Origin of the sequence: Acinetobacter sp. YH12205 (assembly GCF_013418125.1) — a bacterium.
Classification (GTDB): domain Bacteria; phylum Pseudomonadota; class Gammaproteobacteria; order Pseudomonadales; family Moraxellaceae; genus Acinetobacter; species Acinetobacter towneri.
Map to the genome: position 1 here is coordinate 179,791 of NZ_VPCQ01000002.1, position 20,570 is coordinate 200,360.

General features: G+C 40.4%; 21 protein-coding genes. 6 read left to right on the top strand and 15 right to left on the bottom strand.

Going from position 1 to position 20,570, the window contains the following annotated elements; translation table 11 throughout:
* Positions 1–37: 37 nt before the first annotated feature.
* The 3 genes from FTU92_RS03220 to FTU92_RS03230 form a co-directional block, all read right to left on the bottom strand.
* Positions 38–373: a type II toxin-antitoxin system PemK/MazF family toxin gene (locus FTU92_RS03220; RefSeq protein WP_096900853.1), complete on the bottom strand. Its 336-nt coding sequence runs from the start codon at positions 371–373 to the stop codon at positions 38–40.
* Positions 373–621, bottom strand: a complete 249-nt coding sequence (locus tag FTU92_RS03225) for an AbrB/MazE/SpoVT family DNA-binding domain-containing protein (RefSeq protein ID WP_004973383.1) — start codon at positions 619–621, stop codon at positions 373–375. The genes FTU92_RS03220 and FTU92_RS03225 overlap by 1 nt, the downstream gene beginning before the upstream one ends.
* A gap of 176 nt (positions 622–797) precedes the next feature.
* Positions 798–2,003 carry an alkane 1-monooxygenase gene (locus FTU92_RS03230; protein WP_004973378.1) on the bottom strand — a complete coding sequence of 402 codons (1,206 nt, stop codon included), beginning with the start codon at positions 2,001–2,003 and terminating at the stop codon, positions 798–800.
* A gap of 166 nt (positions 2,004–2,169) precedes the next feature.
* Here FTU92_RS03230 and FTU92_RS03235 point away from each other — a divergent pair, with 166 nt between their 5' ends.
* Positions 2,170–3,123 carry an AraC family transcriptional regulator gene (locus FTU92_RS03235; RefSeq protein ID WP_180060085.1) on the top strand — a complete coding sequence of 318 codons (954 nt, stop codon included), beginning with the start codon at positions 2,170–2,172 and terminating at the stop codon, positions 3,121–3,123.
* Between the two features lie 5 nt (positions 3,124–3,128).
* On the opposite strand, the gene lpxB is transcribed toward FTU92_RS03235, so the two are convergent.
* Positions 3,129–4,304, bottom strand: a complete 1,176-nt coding sequence (lpxB, locus tag FTU92_RS03240; protein ID WP_180038100.1) for a lipid-A-disaccharide synthase — start codon at positions 4,302–4,304, stop codon at positions 3,129–3,131.
* 226 nt (positions 4,305–4,530) lie between these two features.
* Between lpxB and FTU92_RS03245 the strand changes: the two genes are divergently transcribed.
* From FTU92_RS03245 to FTU92_RS03255, 3 genes are all read left to right on the top strand, one after another.
* Positions 4,531–5,418 carry a sulfite exporter TauE/SafE family protein gene (locus FTU92_RS03245; protein WP_179990756.1) on the top strand — a complete coding sequence of 296 codons (888 nt, stop codon included), beginning with the start codon at positions 4,531–4,533 and terminating at the stop codon, positions 5,416–5,418.
* A gap of 170 nt (positions 5,419–5,588) precedes the next feature.
* Positions 5,589–6,680: a 3-deoxy-7-phosphoheptulonate synthase gene (locus FTU92_RS03250; protein WP_042068745.1), complete on the top strand. Its 1,092-nt coding sequence runs from the start codon at positions 5,589–5,591 to the stop codon at positions 6,678–6,680.
* Positions 6,681–6,741: 61 nt separating this feature from the next.
* Positions 6,742–7,263 (top strand): protein tyrosine phosphatase family protein, encoded by a 522-nt coding sequence (locus FTU92_RS03255; protein WP_004973370.1) that lies wholly within the window; start codon positions 6,742–6,744, stop codon positions 7,261–7,263.
* Positions 7,264–7,297: 34 nt separating this feature from the next.
* Here the strand turns inward: FTU92_RS03255 and ispF are convergent, their stop codons facing one another.
* Positions 7,298–7,786 carry a 2-C-methyl-D-erythritol 2,4-cyclodiphosphate synthase gene (gene ispF, locus FTU92_RS03260; RefSeq protein ID WP_180095622.1) on the bottom strand — a complete coding sequence of 163 codons (489 nt, stop codon included), beginning with the start codon at positions 7,784–7,786 and terminating at the stop codon, positions 7,298–7,300.
* A gap of 98 nt (positions 7,787–7,884) precedes the next feature.
* Here ispF and FTU92_RS03265 point away from each other — a divergent pair, with 98 nt between their 5' ends.
* Entirely contained in the window at positions 7,885–8,535 is a 651-nt protein-coding gene (locus tag FTU92_RS03265; protein WP_004973366.1) for a hypothetical protein, read from the top strand.
* Between the two features lie 28 nt (positions 8,536–8,563).
* Here FTU92_RS03265 and FTU92_RS03270 read toward each other — a convergent pair whose 3' ends face one another.
* The 7 genes from FTU92_RS03270 to FTU92_RS03300 all read right to left on the bottom strand — a co-directional run bounded on the left by FTU92_RS03270 (position 8,564) and on the right by FTU92_RS03300 (position 15,922).
* A complete protein-coding gene (locus tag FTU92_RS03270; RefSeq protein ID WP_154320714.1) occupies positions 8,564–9,472 on the bottom strand; it encodes an AEC family transporter in 909 nt (302 codons plus the stop codon).
* A 187-nt stretch (positions 9,473–9,659) separates the two neighbouring features.
* Complete coding sequence (gene rodA, locus FTU92_RS03275) at positions 9,660–10,796, bottom strand: rod shape-determining protein RodA (RefSeq protein ID WP_154320713.1); 1,137 nt, start codon at positions 10,794–10,796, stop codon at positions 9,660–9,662.
* Between the two features lie 127 nt (positions 10,797–10,923).
* On the bottom strand, positions 10,924–11,655 hold the full coding sequence (gene ispD / locus FTU92_RS03280; RefSeq protein ID WP_167846042.1) for a 2-C-methyl-D-erythritol 4-phosphate cytidylyltransferase: 732 nt from the start codon (positions 11,653–11,655) through the stop codon (positions 10,924–10,926).
* On the bottom strand, positions 11,612–12,016 hold the full coding sequence (locus tag FTU92_RS03285; protein ID WP_167846043.1) for a septum formation initiator family protein: 405 nt from the start codon (positions 12,014–12,016) through the stop codon (positions 11,612–11,614). Before FTU92_RS03285 ends, ispD begins: the two co-directional genes overlap by 44 nt.
* 13 nt (positions 12,017–12,029) lie before the next feature.
* Positions 12,030–13,319, bottom strand: coding sequence for a phosphopyruvate hydratase (gene eno, locus FTU92_RS03290; RefSeq protein WP_004973347.1), 1,290 nt, complete (start codon positions 13,317–13,319; stop codon positions 12,030–12,032).
* A gap of 73 nt (positions 13,320–13,392) precedes the next feature.
* Positions 13,393–14,250, bottom strand: a complete 858-nt coding sequence (kdsA, locus tag FTU92_RS03295; RefSeq protein WP_004973345.1) for a 3-deoxy-8-phosphooctulonate synthase — start codon at positions 14,248–14,250, stop codon at positions 13,393–13,395.
* 31 nt (positions 14,251–14,281) lie between these two features.
* Complete coding sequence (locus FTU92_RS03300) at positions 14,282–15,922, bottom strand: CTP synthase (protein ID WP_004973343.1); 1,641 nt, start codon at positions 15,920–15,922, stop codon at positions 14,282–14,284.
* Positions 15,923–16,148: 226 nt separating this feature from the next.
* Here FTU92_RS03300 and FTU92_RS03305 point away from each other — a divergent pair, with 226 nt between their 5' ends.
* Entirely contained in the window at positions 16,149–16,568 is a 420-nt protein-coding gene (locus FTU92_RS03305; protein ID WP_096900861.1) for an internalin, read from the top strand.
* A gap of 197 nt (positions 16,569–16,765) precedes the next feature.
* Here the strand turns inward: FTU92_RS03305 and FTU92_RS03310 are convergent, their stop codons facing one another.
* From FTU92_RS03310 to FTU92_RS03320, 3 genes are all read right to left on the bottom strand, one after another.
* The gene (locus tag FTU92_RS03310; RefSeq protein ID WP_180095624.1) at positions 16,766–17,872 is read right to left on the bottom strand and encodes a YheT family hydrolase; all 1,107 of its coding nucleotides are present in this window, start codon (positions 17,870–17,872) and stop codon (positions 16,766–16,768) included.
* A 90-nt stretch (positions 17,873–17,962) separates the two neighbouring features.
* Entirely contained in the window at positions 17,963–18,376 is a 414-nt protein-coding gene (locus tag FTU92_RS03315; protein WP_180095627.1) for a nuclear transport factor 2 family protein, read from the bottom strand.
* A 140-nt stretch (positions 18,377–18,516) separates the two neighbouring features.
* Positions 18,517–20,541, bottom strand: coding sequence for an NADPH-dependent 2,4-dienoyl-CoA reductase (locus FTU92_RS03320; protein ID WP_004973335.1), 2,025 nt, complete (start codon positions 20,539–20,541; stop codon positions 18,517–18,519).
* Between the last annotated feature and the right edge of the window lie 29 nt (positions 20,542–20,570).

Sequence of the window (20,570 nt, forward strand, 5' to 3'; positions counted from 1 at the left end):
AAATATTGCTATAAATTTCTGTCTTTTTCTATATAAATTAATCTTCAGGTGAAAAAATTGCGATATATCTTGCTAAAACCTCATCCAAAACATCTGCGTGCGAGGATTCTAAAAACCGCGCGTGTCTAGCTTCAAAATCTAAAGCTCTAGATTGATCACAACGCACAATACCTGTAGTTTTCCCACCAATAAGCTCTACAGCGAAACCCATATTTCGTGCAAAGTTTCCACCAGAAGTAATAGGCAAAACAATCGGCATTTTAGTAATAAGATTAAATGACTTAGGTGAAATAACAAATACAGGTCGCTTACCTTGTTGTTCATGTCCAAGTGTTGGATCTAATGAAATCAAATAAATATCGCCTTGATTCATTAGATTTCTTCTCGCCCAACTGCTTTTACATCATGCCACGCATCTTGCTCTAATGCTAAAGCTTGATGCTCTTGCAGCAAGTCAGCCAATTTATAAGATGGCTTCGCTTTAGGTTCGACCACTAACTTACCATTCACAATGCTCAGAGAAACTTCCTTTCCCGCATCTAAACCTAAACTTTTTAATAATGTAGGCGGTACGGCAAGCATGACCGAACCACCTACTTTTCTCAAGTTTGTATGAATCATACCCACCTCAATATTATATAAATATATAACTTTATTATGCGCCAAAATGAGATGAAGTCAATTCATAGTAAGATGAGTGAAAATAGACATCTGGTATACATCTCAATCTTTCCTTTGAAAGATATATACAAAAGAAATATCAAAATGAATATTAAAAAATAATCTTAATAATTCAATCAATTATCCACCACACCAAATTTCTTAAAAATTCGTGCACGGCGTTTAGGCTGAATATTGGCTTTGTTTAAATTGCCTTGATAATGTTCAAATACACGTTTATCCATAATTTTAAACCACAAAGGTGGAATCATGGCAGGCAGCAACATGCTGGCATAACCGCTTGGTAATTCAGGCGCTTCATCAAAATGTCGCAAAGCCTGAAATGGTCGGGTTGGATAAGCATGATGATCGGAATGACGTTGTAATTGATACAAAAACAAATTGGTCACAATATTGTTATTATTCCAGCTGTGTTCAGGCATAGTGCGCTCATATTTGCCATGCGCATCTTTTTGTCTAAGCAAGCCATAATGTTCTATATAATTAATTATTTCAAACAGGCTAATGCCATAAAAAGCCTGTGTCGCCAAATACGGAATGATCCCAGTACCAAAACGCGCCAACAATGCAGCATGAAATGCCGCACTCATGCCCCAGCCTTGTAATAATTCATTGTCTTTCGACCAAAAACTTTTGCCTTTACGTTTTAAACGCTGAGTTTCAATTTGCAGTGCAGACTTAAACGAACCTTTTACCGTGCGGGGCCAAAACTCATAAAATGTTTCTCCCATACGTGAAGATGCAGGGTCTTCAGGTGTCGCAGCACGTTTATGATGCCCATACGGATGCTCAACCCGAAAATGGTTATATCCTGTTGGTGCTAAAGCCAAATGTGACAGTAAGTGATCTATTTTTGAAGATTTATGGCTGAGTTCATGCGCAGTATTGACAGCAATACCATTCACCATCCCCATGGAAATACCCAGAAAAATTTTATCGACTAACGAGGTTTGTGGCCGTCCAACCAAATAAGCTGCATAAATATTGGCGGCATATTGCAAAGGAATAAAACTTTTCACCAAACGCGAATAATACCGATCTTCCTCAAGTCGTTTCACATCTTCATTGCTTGGGTTATTGGCATCTTGACCAATTAAAGTATCAATTGTTGGAATAATCACATGCAATAATAAAGGGCCACCTAGAGCAAAAACTTTTTTCGCAGGCTTCGGAGCGAATTGATAACCCGCCAAAATCCCCATCCCCAATACAGGTAAAAATGGGCTGATCAACCATAAATAACGCTTTTTATCGAGTTGAGCCGCGCTTTTATAAGGAACATCCTGTTCCATCTCTTTAAGCAAATGAAGTGGTGCGTTCATCTTATTTTCTTCCTTCTACGCTATTCTACCTATATATTTGAGGAAAGACACGAGAATGAACAGTTGCAGACGTCCAAAAAAGCTATGCAAAAGTCTTTGGCGCAAAAATGCGCTATATTGTCCTGAAATCACAGGTTTATTTTTTATAATGATTTATGCTTAAAATATGGATGCTTTAAGTAAAATTTTTGATGATATACATCTGCACCAATCAGAATATATCTATTTAAATCCTCATGGAGATTGGTCATTTCAATATCGTGACCAAGGGGCAATGCTGGCTTATGTAGTACTACAAGGCTCGCTGCATATCCATTTATCTGCACAGACACACCTTCACATTGATGCAGGTGATATTGTCCTGATTCCATCGGGTTGCAGTCATTACGCAAGTGCAACTGCAGACACTCACTGGACAGAACACTTTGATATTTCGGATTTATTTCAAATTCAGTCACAGCAGTCAATAAATTTTGGCACGATAAATCACACACAAGCTGAAGACGCATTTATTTTGGTGATTCAATGCCACATGGACACCACCATGGCAAAACCGCTTTTAAGTGCCCTACCCGAATATCTGCATATTCCGCATATCATGTGCAGCACAGCGCCCGAGTGGTTACAAATTGGCTTGCAATTTTTAGCGGTGGAAAGTCATCAAATCCGACCGGGACGGGATAAAATATTAGATCACTTGGTCAGTATTTTACTGATTGAATGTGTGCGTGATTATATTTTTCAGCTTGATGACTCAAATAACTGGCTCGGCGCTTTGGCACATCCTGAACTTTCCAATGCGCTCGCAGCTATTCATGGTCAACCCGAAAAAGCATGGACGGTAGAAAGTTTGGCAGAACAATGTTGCATGTCACGTTCTAAATTTGCCAATTTGTTTAATCAGGTAATTGGTGAGCCGCCTTTGGCATACTTACAACAACATCGGCTACGCTTGGCATCGCATTATTTACAGCAAGGACAATTGTCGATTCAACAAATTGCCCATCGTGTCGGTTATTCTTCCGAAACCGCCTTTAGCCAAACTTTTAAAAAGCAATTCGAGCTAACACCTAGCCAGTATCGGCAGCAGTTTCAAAACAACAATGCAATCACGAAATGAACAGTTTAACGATCTAAAATCGCCAAAATTGCTTGTGCAGGGTCTTCGCTATTATCGGACAATAATTGCTTATGCATAGTGATATGTTGCATCACTTGAATTTGTGCAGTTTCGATATAAATTAACTTTTCAATTTCTGCTGCCAAACGCTCAGGCGTTGCATCATCCTGAATTAACTCCTGAATAACCTTTTTACCTGCAATAATATTTGGCAATGAATAATAAGGAATTTTCACCAACAGTTTCGCAATCCAGTACGTAATGCGATTCAGCTTATAAAACGTAACCATTGGACGATGTAATAGCATCGCTTCTAACGTCGCCGTGCCTGAAGCCAGTGCAATCATATCGGACGCATTCATTACCTGACGACCAATTTTGGATTCTGTGCCACGATTTTCTATCAATTGCACTTTGTCTTGTAATGCACTCGGATAAGACTGCAGTAACGCTTCAATTTGTTGTTTACGTGCATCATTAATTGCAGGAATTAGAAACTTAAACTGCGGATATTTTTGCGTCAAAATATAAGCCGCATCTAAAACTAACGGCCCTAAACGCTCAATTTCACCACGTCGACTACCGGGTAATAACGCAATATATTGTTGCTGTTGGTCTAGACCCAATTCTTGTTTTGCTGCAGCAATTGGATTTTCCAACGGCAACTGACTCGCCAAAGGATGTCCGACAAAGGCTGCAGGCACATCCCATTTTTTAAAAAAGGCTTTTTCAAACGGAAATAAACACAGTACCAAATCTATACTGGCTTTAATGCCATGTACCCGACCTTGTCGCCATGCCCATACCGAAGGACTGACATATTGCACGGTTTTAATCGGCAAGTTTTTCTGTTTTAAACTTTTGGCAAGACGTAAATTAAAATCAGGCGCATCAACTCCGACAAAGACATCGACGGGATGTTGAGTCCACTTTTCGACCAAACCATCCCGTACTGCAAAGAGTTTTTTCAAATCTTTCAGCACTTCAACAATGCCCATTACCGATAAAATATCCATCGGATAATAACTTTTAAAACCTTCCGCAATCATTTGTGGGCCACCAATGCCTTCAAACTCTGCATCAATGCCTTGCTCACGAAAACGTCGCATGAGTTGTGCCCCTAAAGTATCACCCGATACTTCTCCCACAACGATACCTATTTTAAGTTTCCGATTTTGCAAGCGTTTTGTCCTCTAAATTTTAATGGATATGAATTTTCGCATTTTAGCATAGCCACTGTATTTTGTAAGAAACAGAAAGTAAGCCGTGGCTTGAATCTGCGATCTTTTGCACTGATTTTCCACATTGACTATATCTGTTTTAAGAATAAGTAAATCATTAATCAAGACAACAGCTTATTGCCAAAAGTCATAATATATTCACGATTTTTGACTTCGGCATATCTTCATGGTTGGTCCTTTAGAGTTTATTTTGGCAGGTGTATTGGTCGGCTTCTGCGTGGGTGTGACTGGCGTAGGTGGCGGTTCACTGATGACTCCCATTCTGATCAGCTTGTTTAAAATTGAACCGCATATCGCAATTGGAACAGACCTACTTTATGCCGCCATTTCAAAATTCTGCGGCTCATTGGTTCATGCCAAAAAAATGAATATTGTATGGCCCATTGTCATTTGGCTTGCGGTGGGCAGTATCCCTGCTTCATTTGCGACCCACTGGGTTTTAGAGAATTATTTAAGCCAATCTACCCATTACAAAATGGTACTGACCGTGGTACTGGGCTTTATGTTGACCTTAACTGGCATCTCAATTGTGTTTCGCAGTCAAATTGAAACGTTTTTTAATAAATACCATAAACAAGAATTGCCCGATATGACCCAAGACCTTGAAAAGGTCAAACTACAGGCTGCAGATAAGCGTGCCCTCATTGTAATTATGGGAGTTGTACTGGGTGTATTTGTCACACTTTCTTCAGTGGGTGCAGGTGCTTTTGGCATCATGGCATTGGTGCTGATGTTCCCGAATCTACCGATGATTCGTATTATCGGTTCAGATGTCGTGCATGCCGTCTTACTTACCCTAGTTGCAGGCTTAGGTCACATGAGTTCAGGCAATGTCGATTTTCACCTATTGGTTTGGCTGTTGGTTGGCTCGATTCCTGCAATTGTGGTGGGAACTTTAGTCAGTTCACGTTTACCTGAAAAAGTGATTCGTAAAGTTTTAGGTATTACCTTATTTATTATCGGGATTAACTTTATGGTTAATCCTGTGAAATCAAAACCTATCAGCACACTAGAAACTGCAACAGCAGTTTCTGAGGCACAAGCCAGCCAATAATGAATGCTTTATCTGACAGGATTTTGCTAAAACAGACCGTTTAATTTATCTACCCGATTCATCACTTATTTTTTAAAGAAGTATTCATCTTTTTATAACAAAATACAGTGAAATTCATGTTATATTCAGACTATTAAACAATCTTTTGTATGATCAAACCAGTGACGGCAATGAATACTTTACAGTCTAATCCTCTTACACAATCAGACATCGATGACGTGAATATTGAAAGTATTCAGCCACTCGTGACTCCTGCAGAATTAAAAACTGAGTTACCTTTGACTGAAAATGCTTATCAAACCGTTCTTCGTGGTCGTGAAACAATCCGCAATATTTTAGATGGTAAAGACAAGCGTCTATTTGTGGTGATTGGTCCATGTTCTATTCATGACCCTGCTGCTGCACATGAATATGCAGATCGTTTAAAAGTATTAAGCGAAAAAGTAAAAGATTCTCTTTATATTGTGATGCGTGTTTATTTTGAAAAACCACGTACTACAGTGGGCTGGAAAGGCTTAATTAACGATCCAGACATGAATGACTCTTTTAACATTGAAAAAGGCTTGCGTCTTGGTCGTAAACTTTTACTTGAGTTAAATGAAAAAGGTTTGCCATGTGCGACTGAAGCACTTGATCCAAACTCTCCGCAGTATTATCAAGATTTAATTTCTTGGTCTGCAATTGGTGCACGCACTACAGAAAGCCAAACGCACCGTGAAATGTCATCTGGTCTTTCTTCTCCAGTCGGCTTTAAAAATGGTACAGATGGCGGCTTAACAGTTGCTACCAATGCCATGCAGTCGGTAAAACACGGTCACAGCTTCTTGGGTCTTAATGATCAAGGTCAGGTTTCAGTAATTCGTACTAGCGGCAACCCGTATGCACACGTGGTTTTACGTGGTGGTAATGGCAAGCCTAACTACGATGCAGGCTCTGTTGCAGATGCTGAAAATGCATTAAACAAAGCCAAAGTCAGCACCAAAATCATGATTGACACCAGCCATGCTAACTCAAACAAAGACCCATTCTTACAGCCATTGGTATTAAAAAATATCACTGAGCAAATTTTAGATGGCAATAAGTCTATTGTTGGGATTATGGTCGAAAGTCACCTGAAAGGTGGTCGTCAAGATATTCCTGAAAACTTATGCGATTTAGAGTATGGTAAGTCTGTGACTGACGGTTGTATCGACTGGGATACCACTGAAAAAGCATTGCTTGAAATGCATGAAGCATTAAAAGACGTTTTAGTGAATCGTTAAGATTTAAAAACGCCATCTTCATGATGGCGTTTCTATTTGTAGCATAGGAAATTCTGCGCGCATGAATGACATTGAAACCCAACTTAGCCAAATTAAAAATTTCCAGTTCATTCATGAGCGTTTGTTTTCTTCAGGTCAGCCTACGGCTGAAGAATTAAAACAAATTAAAGAATATGGTATTGGCACTGTCATTAATTTGGCTGAAAGTGATGCGGAACACGCCCTTCCCCATGAAGACAAAATTTGTCTGGATGTTGGACTAAACTATATTCAACTGCCAATTTCATGGGAAACACCATCCTCTGATCAATGTTTATTATTGCTCGATTTGGTCAATCATTTATTAGAAAGCCAAATGGTGTGGGTACATTGCAGCAATAACAACCACGTCAGTAGTTTAATGTATTTGTATCGTCAATATTTTATGGATGTGGATATTGCAACGGCTCAAGACTTTTTACATGATATCTGGAAACCCAATGAAACTTGGACAGGCTTAATTCACGCCGTTTCTTTGCAATTACAAGGTCGTAAAGCCACGCAAGATTTACAACAAGCTTTAGAATCTGCTGAACTTTCTTAATTCAGCAGATTGTATAGATAAAATTCTAACGCGATTATTTTGTATGAGAAATCAATACAGTCGCTATTGCTAAAATACCTTCCTGACGCCCAGTAAAACCTAATTTTTCAGTGGTTGTCGCTTTGATACTGATTTGTGTGACCTCTACATCCAATACATCAGCGACACTTTGGCGCATTTCTAGCGTATGCGGTGCAAGTTTAGGACGTTCGCACGCCACAGTAATATCGGCGTTATTCAGTTTATAGCCACGGTCTAAAATGAGTTGATAAACCTGTTTAAGCAATACCCGACTATCTGCACCTTTATAATTTGGATCGGTATCTGGAAAATGCTGCCCAATATCCCCCAGCGCCAAAGCACCTAATAATGCATCGCATAGTGCATGCAGCACTACATCACCATCTGAGTGTGCTTTTAAACCTTGTGTATGAGGAATTTGAACACCTGCAAGCGTCACAAAATCTCCCGCTTCAAAGGCATGAACATCTAATCCTTGTCCAATACGAATCTGTGCAACCATGTTCAACTCCTGTAGAAATAAATCATTGAAATCTTGTATTCATACTTTCGATTTCGCTATATTAGACCTAGCGCAACATAGTGAAAGTATAAGCGATCATGCTGTTGAAATCTGAGATTCATCTTATCAAAAACTTAAGTACACTGCTGTTATTTGGCTGTTTATATTCATCTTTCTCTTATGCACAAGGGATTGATTGTAGATCTACACCCAATAAAAAGTTGGCGCAGGTGTGCACAGAAAATTTCTCAGAATTGCGTGAAAAATTAAGTGATCAACATTTAACAGCTTATTTGATGAGTGATGCGCCTATTCGCTTGTTAGAAGATACTCAGCAATTGTGGATCCAACGCTTACAGCAATGCAAAAGCTTAAATTGTTATACTCAGCAATTTGATTTTAGAATTGATCAACTGAATTTTTTCACTTCAATGAATCAAAGCATGACTCAACATTATTTAAAATATGAAAATGGTCAATTTGCTGCACAACCCGTACATTTACAAATTCATCAACTCAATAAAAACAGCATTAAAATTGAAGGTATTGCTTATCGCAATCCAAATAACCGCCTTGAAAGCCAAAGTATTGCCTTTTTAGCTTATACAACACCTGATCAAAAAAACAAAATCATCGACAATGAGCACGATTGCAGTTATGAGTTTAATTATTCTAAAGCAATCTTAAAAATTCAAACCAAACAAAAAGGTTGTGAACGCTTTGCGGGCATCTATCGTTTATACGATTAATGCTGAACAATAGATTGTATTAGACAGATTAAATGAGCAACCACAACACAATTGGCAAAGTTAATGCGGCGAATACGGTTTGCAAGCTAATAATTGAAGCCATTAAACGACTATCTCCCCCTAAAACTTGTGTAAGTACATAAGCTGCCGATGCAGTAGGTAAAGCAAAAAACAAGACTAAAATTTGCGACTCCAACACTGGAACATTTAAGCTCTGACAAATTAGCCAAGCCAAAGCAGGCATAAATAACAAACGCCCGAACACATTCAATGCCAATGCGAATACATCTCGTTGCAAGCCATTAAATTGTAATGCTGCGCCCACACACATTAATCCCAAAGGCAAACTGCATAACGCTATTTGACGAATAAAATGCGCTGCACCTTCCCACAAGCTCAAACCTGATAAATTAAATAGACCGCCAACAATACACCCTAAAATTAATGGATTTTTCATTAATGACCATAAGATTTGCTTTGCCTGTAAAGTCTTAGTATCGCTTAAAGCCAGCACAGATAAAACATTCACCAATGGAATGCAGAACACCAAAATAATCGCAAACAGCGCCATGCCCTGCACCTGAAACAATGCTGCGACCAAAGCCAAACCGATATACGTATTGAAACGTACCATGCTTTGCATATACACCCCAAAACGGACTGCGGGTGTTTTGAAATAGCCGCGCAAGGCATATAACAGACAACTTACTAAAGCCACAATAATCCCTACGACCGACAAAATCTGTGCGATTGATTTCGCTTCAATGTTTGCTGTAGCGAGGTTTAAAAACAACATGCTAGGAAACAAAATATAGTAATTTAACTTTTCTGCACCCTTCCAAAATGGCTCATCCAACATACGTGATTGCTTAAGCAGATAACCCATTGCAATTAAGGCAATCAAAGGGAAAAGTGCAATAAAAATTAAATGGGTCATGGGGTGCTCTGTGTTACTGTTATGCTGTTCTTTTTAAATTATTGCTTAATAAATAAAGTAAATTTACTGGATATTATAAGGATTGTTTTGTGTTTATCCTAATTGCTTAGGCTTTTTAAAACCACAAAAAAAGAAAAAGATGATAATAGCAAAACTCACCTACATCATCTTTCAGATGGATTCTGTATTAACGATGAGTATGGATAGACATCACAATCCCCATACTCGCCAACATGGAAATAACAGCCGTTCCACCATAACTCATCAGCGGCAATGGGTCACCCGTTACAGGTAAAATACCACTCACCATCCCTGAGTTTAGAAATACAAAGAAAAAGAAAGTCAGACCAACCGTGCCTGCATACAAACGTCCAAAATTATGGAAACAATTCATCCCAATCATCAAACAACGTAAAATAATGGCAGCAAACAAACTGAACAGTAAAAATACGCCAATAAAACCAAATTCTTCGGCATAGGTCGACATAATAAAGTCAGTATGATGTTCAGGCAGATAACCCAAATGTGATTGCGTTCCTTCTAAATAACCTTTACCTGTAAAGCCGCCTGAACCAATGGCAATTTTAGATTGAATAATATTCCAGCCTGCCCCCAAGGCATCCGACTCTGGGTCAAATAAGGTGAGTACCCTTTTCTTTTGGTACTCCTGCAAAAAGAACATCCAAAGCAATGGTGCTGCGAGCGCCAATGCAGTGATTGCTCCTAAGATTAATCGCCATGACATGCCACTTAAAAATAGCGCAAAGACACCAGGAATAATCAAACCAATGTTTAAATCGGGTTGCAATGCCACCAAGACAAAAGGAATCATCATAATCACTAAAGCGACAATGATATGGATCAATTTAGGCGGGAAAGCACGACGCGAAAAATACCACGCCATCATCAATGGCATGGCAAATTTCATAAATTCACTGGGTTGCATACTGCCAATACCCGGCAAGCTGATCCAGCGTTTTGCCCCCATACGGGTTTCACCAATGACCAAAACCAAAGCCAGCATGATGACTGCAAAGATATAAAAATATGGACTGGCAGCTTGATATACCTTAGGCGGAATTTGCGCCAAAATAATCATGGCGATAAAACCAATGCCAAAACTGGTTGCTTGACGCAGCACCATCCCCATATCTTGCGCGGTGGCACTATATACCACCATTAAACCCAGAATCGCATTTAAAATCAGAAAACACAGCAACCATGGATCTAAATGTAATTTAGTCCAGCGTGAGGAATCATTTTTAATGCTTCTACCATCACGTAATGAGTGACGTAAAAAACGATACTGCTGCGATGGATTCATGCGACTCAAAGGTATTTAAAATAGACAGGATGGACAATTATAGAAGCAAAGCGGCACAGAGTGAATCATTAAAGCTTAATCGTTGAAGATTCAAGTTTAACGCGGTGTTAATTACACTAGATTTTTATCATCCATGTTGTTGTGAGGCTAAAATTAAACGTGCCAGCTCTAAATCATCGGGATAGGTGATTTTAATATTATCCGAACGACCGTGCACAACATTTACAATTTGCCCTGCTGCTTCTAAAGCACTGGCCTCATCGGTAATCGTCAATTGCTGTTTTAATGCAGATTCAATGGCTGTTTTAAGCACATCAAGTTTAGCAATTTGCGGAGTTTGCGCTTGCCAAAGTTGGTCACGGCTTACCGTGGTTTCAATTTTTGTGCCTTGGCTTACCTTTTTTAAAGTATCACGCACTGGAATAGCCAAAATTGCACTTTGATCTGTTGCCAGTGCAGTCTGATACAACTGTTCAAGGCAAGCAGCTGTCACACAAGGACGCGCTGCATCATGCACCAAAACCCAGTCATCTACATGGGCGATTTCAGATAAATAATGCAGTGCATTCAAGACTGAATCCACTCGCTCTGCACCACCTACGCAAAAATGTGCTTTTTCTTTTTCTGCCAAGTTTAGGTTTTGCGCCACATCATCTGCTTGACCAATCGCCAAAACATAACCCGCTAAAGGCAAGTGATTTAAACGTGCGATGCTGTGCGCTAAGACTGTTTGATCTTGAATATACTGATATTGTTTAAGTTCAGTTCTAGAAAAACGACTACCAGAACCCGCTGCGGGAATAACCGCCCAAAGTTTAGGGTGTCGGGGCGGTTGCTGCTGCAGGTTGTTGTGATTCATTGGTGCGTAAATCTACTGTGGAATTTGGTTGAATATAAATTGGTTTATATTGTGTGCTGATGGTGCTCATTTGCACAAAGGTTTCATGTGGCTTAATTAAGCCTAAATCTAAACGGGCATGCTCTTCAATGGCTTCTACCCCATTTTTTAAATCATAAACTTCTGCTGCAAGTACACGATTGCGCTCCTTCAGCTCTGTATTTAATTCTATTTGTTGTTGGATTTTTTCTGTCAGTGCAGCATGGTCACGATAACCACCTTCACCAAACCAGTGTAAATATTGAAACCCTGCGATCAAAAAGATCGCAAGGCCCAACAATGCTTTACTCGCTTTGGAGTCAAATACATTTAATAATGACATCTACTGATTTCGCTTAGTTCAAACCTTTGAACTCAGCTTTACCGCGATATGCAGCATTCGTCAATTCTTCAATACGAAGTAATTGGTTATATTTTGCTACACGGTCAGAACGGCACAGTGAACCAGTCTTGATTTGACCTGCTGCTGTACCTACTGCAAGATCCGCAATTGTAGAATCTTCAGTTTCACCTGAACGGTGTGAAATAACAGTTGTGTAACCATTGGCTTTCGCAAGGTAAATTGCATCAAGCGTTTCAGTCAAAGTACCAATTTGGTTGTACTTGATCAGGATTGAGTTACCTACTTTTTCATCGATACCGCGTTGTAAGATTTTCGGGTTAGTAACGAACAAGTCATCACCGACCAATTGAATCTTGTCACCTAAGATCGAAGTGAGATAAGACCAACCTTCCCAATCAGACTCATCTAAACCATCTTCAATTGAGATAATTGGATATTGATTTACAAGACCAGCTAAATAGTCAGAGAATTGGTTGCTTGTGAATGCTTTGTTGCCTTCACCTGCAAGAATGTACTGACCATTTTTGTAGAATTCTGAAGATGCACAGTCAAGCGCCAACATGATGTCAGAACCCGCTTTGTAGCCAGTCTTCTCAATAGCTTCAAGAATAACTGTGATTGCTTCTTCGTTAGAACGTAAGTTTGGCGCAAAACCACCTTCATCACCCACTGCTGTGTTTAAACCTTTTTGATTCAATACAGATTTTAATGAGTGGAAAATTTCTGCACCAGCACGTAATGCTTCAGAGAATGAAGTAAAGCCCACTGGCTCAATCATGAACTCTTGAATATCAACGTTGTTGTCTGCGTGTGAACCACCATTTAAGATGTTCATCATTGGTACAGGCATGGTTAAAATGCTGTTGTTACGAAGGTCTGCGATGTATTGGAAAAGAGGAATTTTCTTTTCATCAGCAGCAGCGCGCGCAGCAGCCAAAGACACGGCTAAAGTTGCGTTAGCACCTAATTTTTCTTTGTTTTCAGTACCATCAAGCGCAATCATGGTGTTGTCGATGTCTTTTTGTTCAAACACAGACTTACCAAGTAAAGCATCACGAATTAAAGTATTGACGTTATTTACCGCAGTTTTAACGCCTTTACCCAAGTAACGTGCTTTATCGCCATCACGAAGTTCTAGAGCTTCACGAGAACCAGTTGAAGCACCTGATGGTGCACATGCACGGCCAACTACGCCAGATGCTAAGATTACGTCTGCTTCGATGGTTGGGTTACCACGAGAGTCCAAAATTTCACGTGCACGAATGTCAACGATTTGGCTCATGAACAATTCCTCAGTTGATTAATAACGTGATGCTTTAGGCATCAATGAGTCTATAATTTAATATGGATCTAATTTAGTGTGTATCTAGCTTTTGGAAACCTTTTACCAAGGTATCCAATTCTTTAAGCTGTGCCAAGAACGGCTCAAGTTGTGATAGACGCAATGCACATGGGCCATCACACTTTGCCTGCTCTGGTTCAGGATGTGCTTCTAGGAATAAACCTGCCAAGCCAGTTGCCATACCTGCACGTGCCAAGGTGGTAATTTGTGCACGACGACCACCTGCCGAATCTGCACGACCACCCGGAGTTTGCAAAGCATGGGTTACATCAAAGAACACAGGTACATTCATTTCTTTCATGATGTCAAAGCCCAGCATATCGACAACCAAGTTGTTGTAACCAAATGCTGAACCACGCTCACAAAGAATCAATTTGTCATTCCCTGCTTCTAAACACTTATGCAAAATATGACGCATTTCGTGCGGCGCAAGGAATTGTGCTTTTTTGATGTTGATAATGGCTTGAGTTTTTGCCATCGCTTCAACCAAATCGGTTTGGCGACTTAAAAACGCAGGAAGCTGAATAATATCTGCCACTTCTGCCACAGGCGCAGCCTGATACGGCTCATGCACATCGGTAATAATTGGCACATTAAAATGCTTTTTAATGTCAGCCAGCCATTCAATACCTTTTTCTAAACCGGGACCACGAAATGAGTTCAGGCTAGAACGGTTGGCTTTGTCAAAACTGGCTTTGAATACATACGGGATATTTAAGCGTGTGCAAATATCCACATAAGTTTCAGCAATTTCAAATGCAAGGTCTTTAGACTCAAGTACATTCATGCCGCCAAACAATACAAATGGCAAATGATTCGCCATTTGTATATCACCCAAACGTACAATTTCTTGTGGTTTTAATTGTGACATTTCAACTTCCTAGTTTATCCCTAAAGCCATCTTATTTGGTTTTTTGATGCTGTTGTTTTGCCGCACCGATAAAGCCAGCAAACAATGGATGTCCATCACGTGGCGAGCTGGTAAATTCTGGGTGGAATTGTACCGCAATAAACCAAGGATGTTGCGGAATTTCAACAGTTTCAACCAAGTGCTGAATTGGTGAATAACCCGAAATTTTAAGACCTGCTTCTTCAAGCACAGGAATATAACGGTTATTCATTTCATAGCGATGGCGATGGCGCTCTACAATTTCTGCAGAACCATACACTTCACGAGTTTTGGTACCTTCAACCAATTCAGATTTTTGTGCACCTAAACGCATAGTGCCGCCCAAGTCAGAATCGACAGAACGCTGTTGAACTTCGCCGCGCTCATCTAACCATTCAGTAATCAAACCAATAAGTGGCGACTTAGTCGAACGGTTAAACTCTGTTGAACTTGCATCGGCAATACCTGCCACATTACGTGCATATTCAATCACAGCCAATTGCATACCCAAACAGATTCCCAAGAATGGGACACCGTTTTCACGTGCATATTTGATGGCTTGCATTTTACCTTCGGTACCGCGCTCACCAAAGCCGCCCGGAACTAAAATTGCATCGGCATCTTTAAGTACAGTATTAACGTCTTGGCTTTCAAGGTCTTCTGCATTGACATAGTCAATTTCAACTTTGACGCGGTTTTGAATACCCGCATGCAATAATGCTTCGTTTACAGATTTATAGGCATCTGGCAGTTCAACATATTTACCCACCATCGCCACACGAACGCTGTATTCAGGGTTCAATAATGCATCAACTACGTTATCCCAATCAGATAAATCTGCTTCTGGAAGATCATTGAAGCCAAAACGCTCACAAATTAAATCATCAACGTCTTGTTCATAGAATGTACGCGGAATTTGGTAGATGGTTTTGGCATCTTTACATACCACAACCGCACGTGCTTCTACGTTGGTAAATAACGCAATTTTACGGGTAGTGTCAGCATCAACATCATGTTCAGTACGGCAGATGAGAATATCTGGCTGAATACCGATAGATAACAATTCTTTAACTGAGTGTTGAGTTGGCTTGGTTTTTAACTCTGCCGCAGATTTGATATATGGCAATAAAGTTAAGTGCATGAGCATAGTACGCTTATGCCCTAATTCCACCATCAATTGACGTACAGATTCCATGAATGGGAGAGATTCAATGTCGCCTACTGTACCGCCAATTTCTACGATTGCGACATCGTAGCCTTCGCCAGCGCGAAGTACACGTTCTTTAATATTATCGGTAATGTGTGGAATCACCTGAACAGTACCGCCCAAGTAATCACCACGGCGCTCTTTGTTTAGAACGTCTTGATACACGCGACCAGATGTAAAGTTATTTAACTTGGTCATTTTCGCACGACGCAAGAAACGTTCGTAATAACCCAAATCTAAGTCAGTTTCGGCACCATCCTCTGTGACAAAAACTTCACCATGTTGGAAAGGACTCATTGTCCCTGGATCGACATTAATGTATGGATCCATTTTGACCATGGTTACTTTTAAACCACGGGCTTCTAAAAGTGCAGCAACTGAAGCAGCTGAAATACCTTTACCTAGTGATGAAACTACACCACCAGTCACGAAAATAAAATGGGTCATTGGGTTTCTCGTACAATCGAGCCTAAATCGGCCTGCAATGTTGCGCAATTTTACTTTACTCTGCACCAATAAAGCAAAGTCATTCCGCATCAATTCATAGAACAATAAACAATTGGTTATTCTATCAGCATTTCCTATAAAAAATTAGAACTTCTTGAGAGGATTTTCATCTGTCATTTTATTGCTATAATACGTCCGTCTATCCGATCTTTTATTTTGTGCAATTATGAATAAGAAACTTTTAATTTGTGGTGCAATTGCAACGGCGTTGTTATTAACTGCATGTGTAAAAAAAGAACAGCCAAAGCAAGATGAGCAAGAACAAGTAGAGGTTCAAACTGAACAAACTACTGAAACTGCTCAATTTGAACCACTAGAACCTGTTGAAAACATTCAAGATGCTGAACCAGAAGCGCCTGCACAGGTAGAAGTGGAGCGCACTGAAACAGTGAACACCACAACTGAAATCCGTCGTGAAACACCTGCACAACCTGCTGCTGCACCTGCGCCTGCGCCGAAAGCGGCAGCTCCTGTAGCAGAAGATAAACCAACTCAAGCACGTCCAAGCAATAACACAGGTGCTCAATCTGAAGATGATGCTGTTGCCGCTGCGATTGCTGCTGCAACCCCAGCACTTGAGAACTAAGTGCTCACTTAAAACTAAGCTTTAAGTTAAAGTCAGTTTTAAGGTGTAAGTTCTTATCTTAGATTTGAATTGACGTTAAAAAACCCAGTCATTGTGTACTGGGTTTTTTATTCATTTGGATGAGTCTTCGCTGAGATAACTCGTGAATACATTTGCAATACAGCTACCTATTTCTATATAGGTTTGTGCGCTTCACTTTAACTTGCCTGCAGCAACTGCGATTGCACTTTAAAATAATTAGAAATTAAACGCGATGCCCAAGATTTAGTAAAACCGACACCTTCATAAAAACCACAATGACTGCCTTTACGGGTCGTCACTACCATAATATTTGGCATTTTCCGTATGGTTTCTTTATAAGGGTCAAAGTTTTTGATGTGGCACACTGGGTCATCTTCTGCATTTAAAACCATAAGCGGAATTTTGACATTCTCAAACACATAAATTGGGTTAATGGCTTGTGTGTAGCTGTCATAATCTTCAAAACCCGCCAATTCAAAATACGCCTTTTCAAACTCTGCCAATGTAGTCGCACTTAACACTTGCGATAAAGATTTTACGTTTTGCCAAATGTCCTGATGGGGCTGAATAAAAAACTGGAATAATTTTTTGGTCATCACTTTACTGTAAAAAGGATGCACATGCTGAAAGCCTAGTTCAGTGTTATATCCTGGGCACAGTGCAAACGCGGCTTTAATTGGGGTTTGCTCGCCTTCTTCGCCCAAATAGCGCACCAATAATCCTGTCCCTGCGGAAGAACCAACAGCATATAATTCAGATTGTGGAAATTGTTGCTGAATAAACACTATTTGTTCACGCAAATCATGCGTCGAACCAAACAGATTCATTTGTGGTACAGGCATAGGTAAATTGCCATGCCCACGACGTAAACATAAGGCAATACGCCACTGTGTCTGCTGATGTAAATCGCGCACCAACTCACGCATACTTTCCAAAGAACCTGTAATGGTATGCATTAAAACAATTGTGGGAGTATCTGCAGGTAAGTCATAACCCACCCAAGCAACTGCGGTGATACCGCCATCTTGCATAGTGAGTTGATCAACCCGATCATACTGCTGACGAATGGTTTTCTTTTTAATTAAATCAAAATATAAAAGATGCGCATGTGTATTGGACAGCCACGGTGTTGGACGGTATTTTTCTTTGAGCTGTGGTAAATAATCCAATACCCGACGGATTTCTCCATGTGGATGATAATACAACGTCGGTAAATCTGCGCCTGTGACCTGATCTAAAACCGCTTGTGTAATTTGCGCTATTTTTTGTAATGTAGACATCATTTTACTCCCAAGCAATACATGCACTTTCAAGCATGCCAACCCGAAACCGATTTCTATAAAACAACTTCATTGCCATACACATGCTTTATTTTATTTTTCGGTTGGCATAAAGGCAGCCATACGTTGTCCCATTTGCACAGCCAATGCCTCCAAACCACTTTTCGGGCGAATCATCACTTCAAAGTCCACAATTTGTCCTTGTGCATTGAATTGAATCATATCAATTCCTTTAAGTTTTTTATCTCCCACATTGGCGGAAAATTCAAGTACAACATTGCAACCATCTTCAGTATAAAACTCACGGTGATAAGTAAAGTTTTCAAAGACCTGAATTACATTGGTCAAAATAAAAAACACCACTTGTTTGCCTGCATAAGGTTGATACGCCACAGGTGAACGAAACACCACATCATCTGCTAGCAATTCACTCAAAATAGACATATCACGGTTTTGCAGCATTGTATGCCAACGCTGTACCGCTAATTTTGTTGTTTCCAAAGTCATGTTAAGTTCCTTTTTTTTGTTTTGATATTTCATTTCTATGCAGAGTCCCTGAGTGAGACTGAAGCACTGCTGCACTGGGCAGAAGCGATTATTAACTCTCTCCCCAGCCCCCTCCCAAAGGAGAGGGAGAAGGAATTACATTAAATTTTCGCTGCCAATTCAGCACCCTGACGAATTGCACGTTTGGCATCTAACTCGCCTGCTTCTTTCGCCCCACCAATTAAATGCACATTTTTGCCTGCTGCCTGTAATTGCTCATACATGGCGGTGTAAGACTCTTGCCCTGCACAAATCACCACATGATCAACTTCGAGCACTGTACTTTGACCATTGACGGTGATGTGCAAGCCTTGATCATCAATCAGGTCATAACTTGCCCCTGCAATCATTTTAACGTCACGGTTTTTTAAACCTGTACGATGAATCCAGCCTGTTGTTTTACCCAAGCCAGCACCCACGGATGATGCTTTACGTTGCAATAAATAAATTTCACGTGGCGATTCTTCAACTTTTGCTGCTTTTAAACCACCGACATGCGCATAATTGGTATCAATTCCCCATTCATCGTAGAATTTTTCAGGATTTAGACTACCACTTTCACCTTCATGGCTTAAATATTCTGCAGTATCAAAACCAATACCACCAGCGCCAATAATCGCAACACGTTGACCTACAGGCTTACGCTCTTTTAATACCTCAATATAGCTCAGCACTTTAGGGTGATTAATACCTGCGATATCCAATTGACGCGGGGTTACACCTGTTGCCACAACCACATCATCGAAGTCAGCATTGAGCAATTGTTCAAAACTAGCCGTATGATTCAATACCAATTTAATATTCGGTTGCAGCTCAATTTGGCGTTTGAAATAGCGCAAAGTTTCGTAAAACTCTTCTTTACCAGGAATGGTTTTAGCAATATTAAACTGCCCACCAATTTGATTCGATGCTTCAAAAATCGTCACCTGATGCCCACGTTCTGCAGCATAGGTTGCAAAGCTCAAACCTGCAGGCCCTGCACCAATCACCGCAATTTTTTTAGTCTGTGTTGCTTCTTTAAAAATGAGTTCTGTTTCATGGCAAGCACGTGGATTGACCAAACATGAAGCAATCTTCATTGAGAAAATATGGTCTAAACAAGCTTGGTTACAACCAATACATGTGTTGATTTCATCACTGCGACCTTGCTCTGCTTTTTGCACAAAGAAAGCATCTGCCAACATTGGACGTGCCATCGATACCATATCGGCATGTCCTGCAGCCAAAACATGCTCAGCCATTTCAGGGGTGTTAATACGGTTTGAAGTGATCAGTGGCACTTTAACCAAACCTTTTAATTTCTCTGTCACCCATGTAAAAGCTGCGCGAGGGACTTTGGTAGCAATGGTTGGGATACGTGCTTCATGCCAGCCAATCCCTGTATTGATAATGGTTGCACCTGCTTTTTCAATCGCTTGTGCCAATTGCACCACTTCTTCAAAACTCGAACCGCCTTCGACTAAATCCAACATCGACAAGCGGTAAATAATAATAAAGTTTTCACCCACTTCTGCACGGGTACGTTTAACAATTTCAATTGGGAAACGAATACGGTTTTCATAACTGCCGCCCCATTCATCATCACGATGGTTGGTACGCGCAACAATAAACTCATTAATTAAATAGCCTTCCGAACCCATGATTTCGACACCATCATAGCCTGCGTATTGTGCCAATTTGGCACAATTCACAAAGTCGGCAATGGTTTGCTGTACTTCTGCCGATGTTAGTGCATGTGGTTTACTTGGGTTAATCGGTGCCTGAATTGCTGACGGTGCGACAATATCGGGCTGATAGGAATAACGTCCCGTATGTAAAATCTGTAAAGCAATTTTGCCGCCTGCATCATGCACAGCCTGAGTCACCACTTTATGTTTTTCTGCTTCTTGACGAGTATCAAGTTTATTGCCGCCCGCAAAGGTTAAGCCTGCATCATTCGGTGAAATACCACCTGTTACAATCAGCCCAACGCCACCTTTGGCACGCTCTGCATAAAAAGCCGCCATACGTTCGTATCCACCCGGTGCTTCTTCTAGTCCAACGTGCATTGAACCCATTAAGACCCGATTTTTTAAAGTGGTAAAGCCTAAATCTAAAGGCGCAAGTAAATGTGGATAGTCAGACATAGAATCTCCCTGCTGGCAAAAATGCTGGC